This window comes from Acetobacter sp. (genome assembly GCF_047721705.1).
Classification (GTDB): Bacteria; Pseudomonadota; Alphaproteobacteria; order Acetobacterales; family Acetobacteraceae; genus Acetobacter.
Window position 1 is genome coordinate 37,334 of record NZ_JBDNXK010000015.1, and the last position, 14,056, is coordinate 51,389.

The 14,056-nt window shown below is 57.4% G+C and carries 17 protein-coding genes; 12 read left to right on the plus strand and 5 right to left on the minus strand.

The genetic code is table 11. The features are described from left to right. Window positions 1–10 precede the first annotated feature (10 nt). From ABF824_RS04340 to ABF824_RS04350, 3 genes are all read left to right on the plus strand, one after another. Window positions 11–592, plus strand: a complete 582-nt coding sequence (locus ABF824_RS04340; RefSeq protein WP_415486660.1) for a cob(I)yrinic acid a,c-diamide adenosyltransferase — start codon at window positions 11–13, stop codon at window positions 590–592. Between the two features lie 301 nt (window positions 593–893). Next, window positions 894–1,532, plus strand: coding sequence for a hypothetical protein (locus ABF824_RS04345; RefSeq protein ID WP_415486661.1), 639 nt, complete (start codon window positions 894–896; stop codon window positions 1,530–1,532). Next, entirely contained in the window at window positions 1,517–2,026 is a 510-nt protein-coding gene (locus ABF824_RS04350; protein ID WP_415486662.1) for a hypothetical protein, read from the plus strand. Before ABF824_RS04345 ends, ABF824_RS04350 begins: the two co-directional genes overlap by 16 nt. Before the next feature lie 168 nt (window positions 2,027–2,194). Here the strand turns inward: ABF824_RS04350 and ABF824_RS04355 are convergent, their stop codons facing one another. Next, complete coding sequence (locus ABF824_RS04355; protein ID WP_415486663.1) at window positions 2,195–2,791, minus strand: DUF4142 domain-containing protein; 597 nt, start codon at window positions 2,789–2,791, stop codon at window positions 2,195–2,197. Between the two features lie 168 nt (window positions 2,792–2,959). On the opposite strand from ABF824_RS04355, the gene ABF824_RS04360 reads away from it, so the two are divergent. The 3 genes from ABF824_RS04360 (at window position 2,960) to ABF824_RS04370 (ending at window position 4,884) form a co-directional block, all read left to right on the plus strand. Further along, window positions 2,960–3,352: a DUF423 domain-containing protein gene (locus tag ABF824_RS04360; RefSeq protein WP_415486664.1), complete on the plus strand. Its 393-nt coding sequence runs from the start codon at window positions 2,960–2,962 to the stop codon at window positions 3,350–3,352. Beyond that, window positions 3,345–4,283, plus strand: coding sequence for an SAM-dependent methyltransferase (locus ABF824_RS04365; RefSeq protein ID WP_415486665.1), 939 nt, complete (start codon window positions 3,345–3,347; stop codon window positions 4,281–4,283). The genes ABF824_RS04360 and ABF824_RS04365 overlap by 8 nt, the downstream gene beginning before the upstream one ends. 163 nt (window positions 4,284–4,446) lie before the next feature. Beyond that, entirely contained in the window at window positions 4,447–4,884 is a 438-nt protein-coding gene (locus tag ABF824_RS04370) for a thioredoxin family protein (protein ID WP_415486666.1), read from the plus strand. Between the two features lie 270 nt (window positions 4,885–5,154). Here ABF824_RS04370 and ABF824_RS04375 read toward each other — a convergent pair whose 3' ends face one another. Then, window positions 5,155–5,763 (minus strand): superoxide dismutase, encoded by a 609-nt coding sequence (locus ABF824_RS04375; protein WP_415486667.1) that lies wholly within the window; start codon window positions 5,761–5,763, stop codon window positions 5,155–5,157. A gap of 141 nt (window positions 5,764–5,904) precedes the next feature. Here ABF824_RS04375 and ABF824_RS04380 point away from each other — a divergent pair, with 141 nt between their 5' ends. Continuing rightward, entirely contained in the window at window positions 5,905–6,735 is an 831-nt protein-coding gene (locus ABF824_RS04380; protein WP_415486668.1) for a squalene/phytoene synthase family protein, read from the plus strand. A gap of 9 nt (window positions 6,736–6,744) precedes the next feature. Here the strand turns inward: ABF824_RS04380 and ABF824_RS04385 are convergent, their stop codons facing one another. The 3 genes from ABF824_RS04385 to ABF824_RS04395 all read right to left on the minus strand — a co-directional run bounded on the left by ABF824_RS04385 (window position 6,745) and on the right by ABF824_RS04395 (window position 9,070). Then, a complete protein-coding gene (locus tag ABF824_RS04385; protein WP_415486669.1) occupies window positions 6,745–7,635 on the minus strand; it encodes an NAD(P)-dependent oxidoreductase in 891 nt (296 codons plus the stop codon). A gap of 106 nt (window positions 7,636–7,741) precedes the next feature. Further along, entirely contained in the window at window positions 7,742–8,401 is a 660-nt protein-coding gene (locus ABF824_RS04390) for a uracil-DNA glycosylase family protein (RefSeq protein WP_415486670.1), read from the minus strand. Window positions 8,402–8,473: 72 nt separating this feature from the next. Next, entirely contained in the window at window positions 8,474–9,070 is a 597-nt protein-coding gene (locus ABF824_RS04395) for an NYN domain-containing protein (RefSeq protein ID WP_415486671.1), read from the minus strand. 119 nt (window positions 9,071–9,189) lie between these two features. On the opposite strand from ABF824_RS04395, the gene folK reads away from it, so the two are divergent. From folK to lepB, 5 genes are all read left to right on the plus strand, one after another. Beyond that, window positions 9,190–9,708: a 2-amino-4-hydroxy-6-hydroxymethyldihydropteridine diphosphokinase gene (gene folK, locus ABF824_RS04400; protein ID WP_415486672.1), complete on the plus strand. Its 519-nt coding sequence runs from the start codon at window positions 9,190–9,192 to the stop codon at window positions 9,706–9,708. A gap of 83 nt (window positions 9,709–9,791) precedes the next feature. Beyond that, the gene (gene rpoZ / locus ABF824_RS04405; RefSeq protein WP_415486673.1) at window positions 9,792–10,178 is read left to right on the plus strand and encodes a DNA-directed RNA polymerase subunit omega; all 387 of its coding nucleotides are present in this window, start codon (window positions 9,792–9,794) and stop codon (window positions 10,176–10,178) included. Window positions 10,179–10,353: 175 nt separating this feature from the next. Beyond that, window positions 10,354–12,594, plus strand: a complete 2,241-nt coding sequence (locus ABF824_RS04410) for a RelA/SpoT family protein (RefSeq protein WP_415486677.1) — start codon at window positions 10,354–10,356, stop codon at window positions 12,592–12,594. Further along, the gene (acpS, locus tag ABF824_RS04415) at window positions 12,591–12,998 is read left to right on the plus strand and encodes a holo-ACP synthase (protein WP_415486674.1); all 408 of its coding nucleotides are present in this window, start codon (window positions 12,591–12,593) and stop codon (window positions 12,996–12,998) included. The genes ABF824_RS04410 and acpS overlap by 4 nt, the downstream gene beginning before the upstream one ends. A 99-nt stretch (window positions 12,999–13,097) precedes the next feature. Further along, window positions 13,098–13,907, plus strand: a complete 810-nt coding sequence (gene lepB / locus ABF824_RS04420; RefSeq protein WP_415486675.1) for a signal peptidase I — start codon at window positions 13,098–13,100, stop codon at window positions 13,905–13,907. The last annotated feature ends 149 nt before the right edge of the window (window positions 13,908–14,056 follow it).

The following is a 14,056-nucleotide window of genomic DNA, read 5'->3' on the forward strand; positions in this document are numbered from 1 at the left end:
AAGGTGTTCCATGGTTGTCAGAATTGATCGGGTTTTCACGCGGGGCGGTGACAAAGGTGAAACTTCGCTCGGCGATGGAACGCGTCTGAGCAAGTCCGATCTGCATATCGAGGCCATTGGTATGCTGGACGAGACAAACGCCATTGTCGGTGCGCTACGCGCTCACCTTGATGCAGGTGAGAACGATCTGTCGGCGCGGCTGAAAGATGTGCAGAATCTTCTCTTCGACATGGGGGGCGATCTCTGCATGCCGGAGGGGAACGAACGCGCGAAACGTGTGGGTGAAGGGGTTCTGCCCGCTCTGGAGAAGGAAATCGAGAGGCTGCGTGCGTTTCAGGAACCACTGACCAGCTTTGTGCTGTCCGGCGGCTCTCCGGCGGCATCATGGGCGCATCTTGCACGCACGACAGTGAGGAAAGCTGAACGCAGTCTGGTCGCTCTGTCGCGCAAGACGGCCATCAATCCGATATTGGTGCCGATCCTCAACCGTCTTTCTGATTACTTCTTTGTCGTCAGCAGGCATCTGAATGAGGATGGCCGAAAAGATATTCTGTGGCAGCCGGGGCATTCGTTCTTTTCCCAAGAAGGATAGGCCTCTTTTTACTGATCGATTGCTCGGGTGGTTGTCATAGGGTGCAGAGCGCGGAATCCTTCCGCGATGTAAGAAAAAAGGCAGCGCGTATTACTTGCTGTCTATCCGGTATCATGCTAACGGCTGGATAACCCCGTGGTAAAAAGCGTTGATTCCCGTGTCTCCGGCGCGGCAGGCGCATAAATATGTATGGTGCGGCTTAAGCAACCTGTTGGGCCATTCGCCATTCTTTCGTATCGCGTCAGGATGCTGAGACGGGAAATATTTTGAAAGAATACTGGTGGAAAAACGATTGTTGAAAATGACCCGTACGGAGAAAACGTCCGTGCAGGACGATCTTATTGATCACGATGTTGAACAGGCAGCCCTCCGGGCATTGAACCGGATGGGTTCTCAGAAGGCAGCTTCCCCTTCGAGTAATAATCGCCGTAATGAAAGTGAACCTCTTCGTCTCTCCTCCCGGCCGACGATGGAGTCCACGGGACAGATGCGTAAACGGCGTTTTGTCCGTGATGGCGACATTCCGGTGGAGCATAATTCCTTCTCCCGTTCTCCATCGCGCCCTTCACCCCTGACGTCGTCAGGTGACAACGGCGTGAAAACTGCAAATAAGACATTGGAGAATGAAAAGCGCGCGCGGCAGGATGCTGAACGTCAGGTGCATGAACTGGAAGCAGCGCAGCGTTCTCTCGAAACACGTCTGGGGCATGCGGAAGTTCTGGTTTCTGAACTGAAACAGGCTCTGGCAACGCGTGACATGGAACTGGCTGACAGGAACGTCGAACTTCGTAACGAGCGTGCGGCGATGCAGCAGGTGCTCGCTGAAATGCGGGAGCTGCGGCAGAAGGCGAAAAAGTCCCCACGTCAGTTGCAGTTTTCCGATGATGCTCTGGAGCAGGATGAAGAGGGACAGCAGCCGGTCAAATGGTGGAAAGACTGACAGTCTTTCCATCTGGGCCTGAGAAGACGAATGTGGTGAAGAGCGTAAGGCTTTTTCGCCTTGTTGTTGTTCTTTCCTGCGCCTTTACTATTGCTGTTCTTCTTGTCCCTGGAATGGTCTCCGGTTTTCTTCTGCTCCTTCAGACTGTGCTGGAAGCTCTGTTTCTTCCTTTCAGGCTGCTGTTCGATCTGGCCGTATGGCTGACAACCGGACGCCATATTGAAGCGGCAATGACCGGACTGGGAGATGCTGTCGGCACACACTCATTCTGGCAGGTGGTACTTTCCCGCTATGTGCCGGTGCTGCTCGTGGTCGCTGGATTGGTGACGTTCGTTGCGGGCGTTGAGCGGCCTATGAAATCTTCTGTCTGGGCTACTCTGATTTTTCACATGGCTGCTACTGCTGTCATAGGTTTTCCGCTGGGTGTGTGCCTTGTTCCAGCACTTGTCGCCGAGGCGTGCGCGTTGAAAAAACTTTCTGAAATCAGTGTTTGAATCTCGTCTGAAAAGTCTTTTCTGTTCCAGAAAGAATTGCGGAAATCAATATATGCTCGAAGAGTTATTGCTCTGAGAGACTATGTTCAACGCATCTCTTGAATGACAAAATATCCAGTGAAAAAGCGGAATAATGGAAAGGCGGGATGTTCTCCCGCCTTGGTATCGTCAGTTGGCCTGTGAATGAGGATGCGTGTGCGGATGACGCCGACCACGATACATGCCGGAATGTTCCTTGTGGCCCTGGAGCTTCTTGGCTGATTCCAGATGGGCCTGTGCCGTCTTCTGGAAATCGCTGGCGAAGGATTTCAGATCCGCGTCGGTTGAGTTGGTCGCTTCATCAGCGGCAAGCTTGATAGCCTTTTTATGGGCGTCGATCGTATTGGCGATATAGGCGCGATTGAATTTCAGGCCCTTTTCTTCTCCCAATGTCTTGATCGTTTTTTGATCATCGGCGCTGGGATCTGTCGGGAGAGACATGCCGTGGGCGGAAGCGATTGTCTTGAGACGATCCTGCTCACTGGTGTGATCGGCAATGATGTGCTGGGCGTAGCTGCGGACCCCGGCGGTCGAGGAATTGTTCACCGCCAGTTTGGCCAGAGCGGTTTCCGCCAGATTCATCTGGGCAATACTCTGCACGAAAGAGGAATCCGTTGCAGCCAGAGCGACAGGAGCTGGCGGCGGCGGCGGCGGCGGCGGCGTAGTGGCGCAGGCTGCGACGCTCGACAGCGCAGCGATGGCTACGATCTTGCTGAATGTTTTCATGGTCATACTCTTGGCTAGAGGTGTGTCTGTGGAAACCGCCGCCAGTCTTGCTTGCTTTTCTTGCCGGTTTCCCGTCTCGCGGTTACCACGAACTTTGTTTTTGGCATAATTGAGATGTTTTCGGGGTGATTATGACGCTCAGACGTGAAAGCATCCGGACACGACAGCGTGAGTGGGAGTGAGATGCGCATTGCACGGATATGGCGGGTGCTGGGAGCCTTGATGGCGTCCGTCGCTCTGGTGATGGGAGCGCTCGCCGCTCATCTGCCAGCAGAAAAATTTGGGCTGCCGGAGGGGCGCGACATCATGCGGGAGGCCGTGCAGATGCAGATGTGGCACGGGCTGGCGCTGGTGGCGCTTGGTCTAGGTCTACGCCGTCCGTCCCGTGTGCAGGCTCTGGCAGGCAGCATGATGCTGCCCGGTGCTCTGCTGTTTTGTGGGGCGCTCTACGTCACTGCCTTTTCCGGTCGCCATCTGGGGGCGATAGCACCTACGGGTGGCTCTCTGTTGATCCTGTCGTGGCTGGTGCTGAGTATCGCGTGTGTATTCGACCATGACTGAGGCCGATAAAATGATTGGCAGCGTCTACGTTGCGCCTCCCGGTTATGAGGCTGTGCTGCATAAGGAACTGGAGCGCCTTGGCGTAACCTCGATTGAATGGTGGGGGCGGTTGGCGCTCTGCGCATCCCCTCCCGTGGCCAGTATCTGGGCGCTCGACATATGGACAGCGCCGGAAATACGCACGATTGCATCGATCGGTGACGCAGCACGGCTTTTACGAAGTTACCAACGCAACTGGTCTGCTGTTCCGGTCGAGTTTTTTCGGCGCGCCGCTCTAATTGTCGACAAGTTGCCGCCTGTAAAAGCAGCGCCGCTGGTCTTTCCGCAGCAGCCACCATCCAGTCCACTGGGCGCATGGACACTGCTGGCTCCTGACCGCATTTTATTTTCTCCTGCAAAAACCAGCCCTTTTCCAATGGGAGAAGTGAAGTTCGTGGAAGATCGTGAAGGGCCACCTTCACGCGCTTATCTGAAATTGTGGGAGGCCTGCACGCATCTTGGTCGCTGGCCGATGCCGAATGAAACCTGCCTGGATCTGGGAGCAACGCCCGGGGGATGGACATGGGCCATCGCGCAGCTTGGGGCGTCCGTAACGGCCGTGGACCGTGCTCCGTTGGCACCATCGGTTGCGGCTCTTCCCGGTGTTTCCTTCAGACAGGAGAGTGCATTCGGACTTGAAGCTCGCAATGAGCCGCGTGTGGACTGGCTTTTTTCCGATGTGATCGCATATCCGGATCGCCTGCTGGCATTGGTCCGGCGCTGGATTGAAGCGGAAAAAGCTGCGCGGATTGTTCTGAGCGTAAAGTTTCAGGGTGAAACGGATTTCGCAATTCTGGATCAGTTTGCCGCCATTCCCGGCGCGCATCTGGCGCACCTGTTCAACAACAAGCATGAAGTGACGTTCTTCTGGGCGGAGAACGGAATTTTCTGAATCCTGCAATTATATCGTTGCATGACCCGGTTGTGACAGAGAAAAGACGACATCACGGACCACGGAGAGAGGAGCTGTGATGCGGTTGCGTAATTTTCTTGTTTATTCTGCAAGTTGTCTGATTCTGTCTGGCTTCGTCACTGTCTCGGCACAGGCGCGGACGATGACGGCAACGCCTACACTGACGAAAGATCCGGTTACGCCCTCCGTCGTGCCCTACGCGGCATCGGAGACGGCAACCGTGACTGTGAACGCCGCCCTCGCGCGTGCGAAAACCAGTGGGCGGCCGGTTCTTCTGATCTTCGGCGGAAACTGGTCTCCCGATTGCTGGGCGCTGGCGGGTGTGCTGGCTCTTCCCTCCGTGGCTGCGTGGGTAGCGCAGAATTTCGAGGTGGCGCTGGTCAATGTCGGGCGGCTCAATACGAACATGGATATCGCCAAAACCTATGGCGTCACTGTCGAGGGGGTGCCTACCGTTCTGGTGCTGTCTTCCGCCGGAAAACTTCTGAACAGCGATAACGTTCTGGCTCTGTCGCAGGCGAAGCAGATGACGTCTCAGGCCATTGTTGACCAACTGGCGGCATGGGGCGCCAAGGGCTGATACATTTTAACTCTACTTTGGTAGTGATGCAAAATCACTACAACGCCGCATTGCGCGGCAGTCATTACAGTAAATGATTTTTGTTTTTATTTGATGGGCTGTTCAAGTCCCGAGGTTATTGCGGAACCTGATATTGCAGGGTTCCGGACAAGACTTTTAAGCTTTATATTGAAAACCGTCCCGGTTGAGACTGCTAATTTTAAAAAGTTGTTTTCCAATGTGAAAGGGGCCGGAACATTATTCCGGCCCCTTTTGCGTCAAACCTGCTGATCAGCCGGCTTTCAGCTGTGCTTCGGCGAACTCGTAGTTGGCGAGCTTGTCGAGGTAGTTGGTGATGTAGTCCGGACGACGGTTGCGGAAGTCGAGATAGTAAGCGTGCTCCCACACGTCGAGGCCGAGAAGCGCCTTGCCCTGACCTTCGGCCAGCGGGTTGGAGCCGTTTGCCGTCTTGGTGACCGTGAGCTTGCCGCTCGGGGACAGAACAAGCCATGCCCAGCCGGAACCGAACTGGGATGCAGCAGCTTTCTTGAATTCTTCCTTGAACGCCTCGACGCTGCCGAGATCTTCCTTGATCTTGGCTTCAAGGGCTGGCGGAATTGCGCCACCGTTCGGGGACAGGTTTTCCCAGAACAGGATGTGGTTCCAATGCTGACCGGCATTGTTGAACACCGGAGCCTGAGAGGCGTCACCCTTGACGGCAAGGATGATCTCGTCAAGCGACTTGCCCTGAAGGGCCGGCTTTTCCTCGACGAACTTGTTCAGGGCCGTCACATAGGCCTGATGATGTTTGTCGTGATGAAGTTCCAGAGTTTCCTGGCACATTCCCTTGGAAGCAAGTGCGTTATAGGAATAGGGAAGGGCTGGCAGATCAAACGCCATGATAATCTCCTTGGAGTGCAATCACGATTGCAGAGCGAAACAATGTCGCCCTTCACAGCTATGTGCCGTCAGGATGGTCGTCAAGAGACACTTCCATGATGAGCGGCGTATGGCACTGTCGAAAGGTGGAACGCTTTGACCGTGCAAAAGGATGCTTTGCAAACTACAGAAAAAGCCTGCGAAGAGATTGCACGGTTATGTGATCCGGACCGTTTTTTCTGCGCCATGTTCCTGCCCCCTGCGGCGCGGGAGGCGGCCTTTTCCCTGATTGCGCTGAACTGTGAACTGGTGAAGGCGCTGGTGCTGCCGGTGTCAGGACAGGTGACGGGGCCGATGGCTGGATTGATCCGTCTGCAATGGTGGCGGGATGTTGTGGAAGAGCCGCAGCGGGGAAGGCTGGCGCGTCACGATGTTGCGATTGCGATTGCCGATCTGCTGGAAAGCGGTCGCGTGTCCAGTTCCTCTCTCCTGACATTGATCGATGCGCGCGAAGCCGAACTCAGCCGCCTGCCCGACTGGCAGGCTTGGCGTGAAGCGATGCTGGACAGCGCCGGGGAAATGCAGCGCATGATTGGTTCATTGCTTGGCGAGCAGGATGAAGCGCTTCTGTTTGCCATGAAACGTGCTGGGACAGCCTTTGGTGTTGGTGTGCTGATACGGCATCTGCCGCAGGTGCTGCTGAGTGGTCGTTTTCCGCTTCCGGAAGAATGTCTGATGGAAGCGGGCCTCTCGCATGACGCGGACGGCGCGTCCCTGCTGGACGGAAATCGCTTGGCGGGTGTCGTGCAGCGTCTGCGTGCTGAAGGCGTGGCTTTTCTTCCCGACCGTCAGACGATTCGCAAGGGTGGGCTGGCCATGCTGCCGGCCACCCTTGCGGTGCGTGATCTGCGGCGCGACCCTGTCGGGGTGAATGCGACGCGCGGACTTGGTGACCGTTGCGCCGTGATATGGGCAGGGATCAGACGCCGCTGATCCTCACCATTACACGTCGTTGGCGACGAGTTTCTCCATGACGCGGATCAGGGAGGAATAATCCTCGTTTGGTGAAAGCCGACGCGTCAGTGACAATTGTTGGGTGGCTGCGGCAAGCGTGGGAACCGGGAGAGCCTCCCGCGCGGCGGCGTCCAGCAGCAGACGCATATCTTTCTGCATCAGGCGTGCCGGAAACTGCGGTTCGAAATTGCCTGCTTTCGCGGCCTTGAGCTTGCGTTTGTGGTGCGGCGAGATGACTGCAACCTGATCAAGCGCGTCGAACAGCATGGAGCGGTCGAGACCGGCGGCAAGACCATATCCCACGGCTTCGGCCAGCGTGGTCAGGCCTGCGCCCATGATGCCGTTGATGACGAGCTTGAGCCGTGCGCCGCTACCGGAAGGGCCAGCATGAATGGTGAGCTTGCCGATGGTGTCGAAGATGGGTGCGGCATTCGCGATATCTTCCGCATTGCCGCCGGCCAGAACAACCAATGATGCCGAATCAGCTTCGGGTGTGCTGCCCGAGACGGGCGCATCCAGAACGGTGATGCCGTGTTTCTTGCCTGTTTTCAGCAGTTCTTCTGTGGCCTCGGGCGAGACAGACGAGGTGTTGATCAGCATTGACCCGGATTTCATGCCAGCCAGCGCCCCTTCATCGCCATACATCGAGGCGGCGAGGGCTTCGTCATCCGGCACACAGGCAATAATGACGTCCGCCTGCTCGGCAAGCGTTCGGGCAGAGGGAAGCATATGAACAGCCGGGTCGGGGCTTTTTCCCGAGGGCGTATAGGCGCTTACCACATAGCCTGCTTTGCGTAGATGGGTGCCCATCCGGCTGGCCATGGCGCCAAAACCGACGAAACCGATTCGCGGGGTGTTTTCAGGCGTGAGTTTGGTCATGTGCAGACGCTCCGAAATGATTCATGAGCGCCAAGGTTTCCGATTGGCGGGCGTTCGTCCAGTGAGGGAATGCTCACGAATGGGTGGAGTGCTGCTGCTTTTTGCTTCAGGCTTCCGTTCCCAATTCCTGACGAACGGCGGCCATCAGGCTGCGGAAGTGGGCTGGTGTGGCTTGTCCCGTGTCGAACGTATGACGTGACAGCGGGTGGCTATTCGCGATCTTCAACCCATCGGGCATGCTGGTGATCTGCCCATGTTGAAAATTGACACGGGAGAGGGGGATTCCGCAGGCGGCTAGGGTGGCGTTATGCGCCAGTACGCCGAGGGTCACGACAATGCGGAGATTGGGCATTGTCTGTAGTTCTGATCGCAGGAACTGGTTGCAGGTCGTGATTTCTGAAGGCTGCGGCAGACCCGCAGGGGCAGGACAGCGCACGGCGCTGATAACCCGGCTCCCTGTCGGGATGATGCACTCTTCTCCGTTGTCATTGACGTGACGCTTGGCGAGGTCGAACTCGACGAGGGTCTTGTAGAGAAGCGTTTCCGCTTCCCGATCGAGAAACGCCGGTCCTTTTGCGGATGACCGCGTGTGATCCGGAGCATGACAAACGATCAGAACGGGTGCGTCCGAAGGTCCATGGGGGACGATAGGAGAAGAAAAGACGAGTTTCTCTCTGCTTCGGACAAGACGCGGGCAGAGAGAACATGCGGCAACAGGCTGGTCGGCAGTTGGAGCATCGATAGCGGGTGAGAGTGTGACTCCCATATTGTTTGCGGCGCTCCTATGTAAGCCCGGACCGCCTTGCCGCCGGGATGAGCGGGCGGTCCGATGGGCTTTTTACTCCTCCGGCTCGCTCAGTTGATCGGCCGGATGACGGATGGGGGTCTGACGGGTGCGGGGTTCGGTCTGACGGCGTGTGATTTCGTCGGCGATATCGGCCAGATCAATGAACTGGTCAGTCTGACGGCGGAGCTCATCACCGATCAGCGGAGGTGATGACCGCATGGAAGACACCACGGAAACACGCACGCCCTGACGCTGCACAGCTTCCACCACCCGGCGGAAATCGGAATCGCCTGTGAACAGAATGGCATGGTCGATCCGGGGCGCGGCTTCCATCATGTCCACGGCGATCTCGATATCCATGTTGCCCTTGATACGACGGCGACCGTTCTGGTCCGTGTATTCACGGGCTGTTTTCGTGACGAGAAAGTAACCGTTGTAGGACAACCAGTCCGTCAGGGGCTTGATGGGAGAATATTCTTCCGTATCGAGAATGGCGGCATAGTAATTTGCGCGCAGTAGATTATATCTCTTGGAGAAGTATTCTAGGAGTTTCCTGTAATCAACATCAAATCCGAGTCCGCGTGACGCTGAATAAAGACTTGAACCATCAATAAAAAGGCTGGTTCGTTCATTGTTGTGATTGATCATTTAAGTTTGTCTTCCTTTAATGCCGAAACGTATATGGTGCAGAAGTTAAGGGTTGGTTATGCGTCTTGGAGAATCATAAAATTTCCAGATGGATTGCAGTGGAGACGGTTTAAGGAGGGATGGCGGTGTTTGTCGTGATTGCGGTGGGCGCAAATCTTGCAGGCCGTGACCCTGTCACCGGACAGGTTCTTGATCCGGCTGCCACCTGTGAAGCAGCCGTGGAAGCACTTCGGAACCTCGTGGGTCTACATATCGATGCAGTTTCTGCCTGGTACGAGAGTGAGCCGATTCCACCCTCTGGTCAGCCTCCCTACATAAATGGGGTCGTACTGGGCAAGTCTTCTTTGTCGCCAGAGATGCTTCTTGGCAGTTTGCATGGGATTGAGGCTGTTTTCGGGCGCCAGAGAACGGTCGTGAACGCGGCGCGTCCGCTCGACCTCGATCTGATCGATATGGGGGGGATGATCCGTGCTGACAGTTCGCCTATTTTGCCGCACCCGAGGGCGGTCAGTCGTGCCTTTGTTCTCCTGCCGCTTCGCGATGTCATGCCTGACTGGAAAGATCCTCAATCAGGGCGATCCCTTGATGAACTCATCGCAGCACTTCCGCCACAGGCAATAAGGCGCCTCCCGAAGTAAGGGGTGGAGCGGCGATAAGCCTTCACAATGGCGGTTCTTAATGGTAGAAAACTTCTTTAACCAGAATTTTGGAGGTTGCCCCCATGGCACGCGTCACAGTCGAGGATTGCGTCGAAAGAGTGCCGAACCGCTTCGAGCTGGTTCTGCTGGCGGCTCAGCGGGCGCGCAACCTGTCGCGTGGTGAAGAGCTGACCATCGATCGCGACAACGACAAGAATCCTGTCGTCGCGCTTCGCGAGATCGCGGAACAGACCGTGCAGCTCGAGCCGCTTCGTAACGACCTCGTCCGCTCGCTGGCCCGTGCGCCGGAGCCGGAGCCTGCTGATGAAGAGGTCATGGACCTCATTCCGACCGAACAGAACATCTTTGGCCTGCAGGAAAGCTCTGCGGAAGAAGAAGTTACTGATCTGTCGCCTGAAGAAATGAAGGCGGCATTCGAGGCCGAAATGTCGGGGCGTGGCAAACGCTGAAGGGCTTGATCCCTTCCCCATAAACTTCAGCGCAGCTTGCTGAAGTTCTCAGGTTCAGGAGGTCCGTTATTTCCGTGATACGCCCCGTGCCGCTGTTCTGTTCTCCCGGCTTTCCGGTGGAGCATTCATGAGCACGGGGCAGGAAACGCAGCGGGTCTCAACCTTTGTGGGCGGAATGGTTCCCGCAGGGTTTCACGAGGACGAACCTTCCGAAATATCGCCGGATCGGCTGATCCAGCGTGTCCTGCGCTATAATCCGGATGCCAATGTCGAGGTGATCCGGCGGGCCTTCACTGTGGCCCGGGATGCGCATGAGGGTCAGTTCCGCGATGCGGGCGACCCTTACATTACCCATCCTTTGGCAGTGGCCATGATTCTGGCCCGGTTCAGGATGGATGTGCCCTCCATTGCGACGGCTCTCCTTCACGATACGATCGAAGATACCGGCATCACGGTCGAGACCCTGCGTGAGCAGTTTGGCCCGACGATTGCCGAACTGGTCGATGGCGTCACCAAGCTGACGCGTCTGGAGCTCCAGTCCGATCGCACCAAACAAGCCGAGAATTTCCGCAAGCTCGTGCTGGCGATGTCGCGGGATATTCGCGTCCTCATCGTCAAGCTGGCCGACCGACTGCACAATATGCGGACGCTGCATTTCGTGCAGCGCGAGGACCGCCGCCGCCGTATCGCCCGTGAAACGATGGATATCTATGCGCCGCTGGCCGGTCGCATTGGTATGGATCGGGTCAAGACCGAGTTGCAGAATCTGGCGTTCGCGCAGCTTGAGCCGGAGGCGGATGCAACCATCCGCGCGCGTCTCAACTATCTGCGCGGGCAGGGTGCGGACATCATTGAGGACGTCAAGCAGGAGTTGACGCGCCTTTGCCACGAATCGGGCATCGAGCATGTCGAGGTAAAGGGGCGCGAGAAGTCGCCTTACTCGATCTGGGAAAAGATGCAGCGCCGGAATGTGGCGTTCGAACAGCTCTCCGATATCATGGCATTCCGCATCATCGTTGATACGCGCGAAGCCTGTTATGCCGCGTTGGGCGCGATTCACGGCGCGTTTCCGATGATCGCGGGGCGTTTCAAGGACTATATTTCCACGCCGAAGGCCAACGGTTATCAGAGCCTGCATACGGGCGTGACGCTGCGTCATCCGCGTAACCAGAAAATTGAAGTTCAAATCCGCACCGAGGAGATGAACGACATCGCCGAAAACGGCGTGGCGGCGCACTGGGCCTACAAGCAGCTTCCTACCGGCGTGGCACCGGACGAGGTTGTCGGCAAGATGAAGCGCCCGCGCTGGGTGCAGGATCTGCTTGAAATTCTGGAAGATTCGGCTGCGCCGGACGAGTTCCTCGAAAACACCAAGCTCGAACTCTATCAGGATCAGGTCTTCTGCTTCACGCCGAAAGGGCAGCTGATTCCTCTTCCGGCTGGCGCGACGCCTGTGGATTTCGCCTATGCCGTCCACAGTCAGGTGGGCGATTCATGCGTCGGCGCGAAGGTGAATGGGCGGCTGGTGCCGCTGCGTTACGAACTTCAGAACGGCGATCAGGTCGAGATCATGACCGCCCGCGGAGGGGCGCCTTCTCCCTCGTGGGAACGGTTCGTCGTTACCGGCAAGGCGCGCGCGCGTATCCGGCGTTATGTGGCGCAGCAGCAGCGGCAGGTCTCGCTCGACTCCGGCAAGGCGGCGTTGGCCAAGGCCTTCCGTCAGGAAGGCGTGGATGGCGCTGAAAAGGTGCTGGAAACGCTGCTGAAAGACCTGAAGCAGGCTTCCGTCGAAGACCTTTATGTCGCCGTGGGTACGGGCAATATCGGCCCGCGCGACGTGGTCTATACGGCCTACCCGGAACTGCGTCGTACTCCGCGCGGTCCGCGCATGGTGCCCGGTTTCGTCGCACGTGCGCCTGTCGCCAAACCGAAAGGTGGCGCTGGCAGTGCGCCTCTGGTGGGGCTTGGTGCCGGAATCGCAGTGCATTTCGCCGGTTGCTGTCACCCGCTTCCCGGTGACCGGATCGTGGGTGTGGTGGCGACTGGAAAAGGCGTGACCATCCACACGGCAACCTGCCAGACGCTGGAGTCCTTCGCGGACACACCCGAGCGTTTCCTTGATGTCGACTGGGATTATGCCGCACTAAGCGCGGGTGGAACGGGCACACCAGCGGAGCCGTTTATCGGGCGTGTAACCGTAATCGCCGCGAATGAACCGGCTGCTCTGGCGACGATCACCAATGCCGTGTCCAAGCAGCACGGATCCATCGTCAATCTGAAGATCGTGCATCGGCAACTCGACTTCATGGAAGTGCTGGTCGATATCGAGGTCCGTGATCTGAAGCATCTTTCCAGTGTGATCGGCGGCCTGCGCTCTGCCGAAGGGATTTCGCAGGTGGAGAGAGCACGTTCATGATCATCGGCACGGGGATGGATCTGTGCGACATGCGCCGCATCGAGCGTTCCATCGAACGGTTTGGAGAGCGCTTCCTGAACAGGGTCTTTACGGAAACCGAGCGTCGAAGCGCCGAACGGCGAAGCGGACAGGCCCGTATCGGCACCTACGCCAAGCGCTGGGCTGCCAAGGAGGCCTGCGCCAAGGCGCTTGGAACAGGTTTTTCTGCGGGTGTGTTTCACAGTACGATCGGTGTGAGCAATCTGCCTTCGGGGCAGCCGGTTCTGACCCTCCTCGGCGGGGCTCAGGCGCGATTGCAGGTTCTGGTCCCGGCGGGAATGACAGCGCGCGTGCACCTGTCGATGACGGACGATACGCCCTATGCCCTGTCGCAGGTTCTGATCGAAGCATTACCTCTGATCTGATGCTTTCGCTTGACAGGGTGGGGGCGCAGCGGCTTCATCCGCCGTCACCCGCCAGCCCCGACCCTGTGGTGGGTTGAAAACCGGCGCACAGGAGACGGAATGAACTGGATCGACGAGAAGACTGACGAAGAAGCGCAGGATAATGCGCCTCCGAAGAAGGAAAGTGCGCTCGATTTCATCCGCTGGCTCGTCAGCGTGGTTGTGCTGGTTCTGGTTGTCCGGACCTTTTTTTATGAGCCATTCAACATCCCTTCAGGGTCCATGATTCCCACGCTTCAGGTTGGTGATTATCTCTGGGTCTCGAAATACAGTTACGGCTATTCGAAATACTCCCTGCCGCTTTCGCCCAATCTTTTCAGCGGGCGTGTCTGGGGTGCCGAACCGCATCGGGGCGACGTGGCGGTTTTCCGTTTCACGAAAGACCCGTCCATCGATTACGTGAAGCGCATCATCGGTTTGCCGGGTGATCACGTTCAGATGCGTGGCGGGCAGCTCTACCTGAACGGCGTGGCAGTGAACTGCGATCCCGAAGGCGAGTATATCGAGGAAGACGAGAATCACCTGAATCGTCCCGGCAGTCTGTGCCGCGAGACGTTGCCCGGAAGCGCCGGAGCGCCTCCCGTCGAGCATCAGGTTCTTCGCTTCCCTCAGGACGGCTTGCGAAACGATACGCCGGATTACGTCGTGCCAGAGGGATATTTCTTTGCCATGGGCGATAACCGCGACCATAGCGCGGACAGCCGTTTCATGGGCACGGGCGATGAGGATCTGGGCTTCGTGCCGATGGAAAATCTTGTCGGACGGGCTGGCATGATCTTTTTCTCGGTGGATATGACGCATCCCATCTGGCAATTCTGGTCCTGGCCGACAGAAATCCGGTGGGCCCGGATTTTCCATGTCGTGCACTGAACCATCGTGACAGTCGGGGAAATCGTGGGACAGGATGTGCTGGAGAGTCTGCAGAAGCGGATCGGGTATCGCTTTGCGCAACCGGCGCTTCTTGCGGAGGCGCTGACGCATCGTTCATCTGCGCATCAGCGGAGCAACGGGCGGGGGCG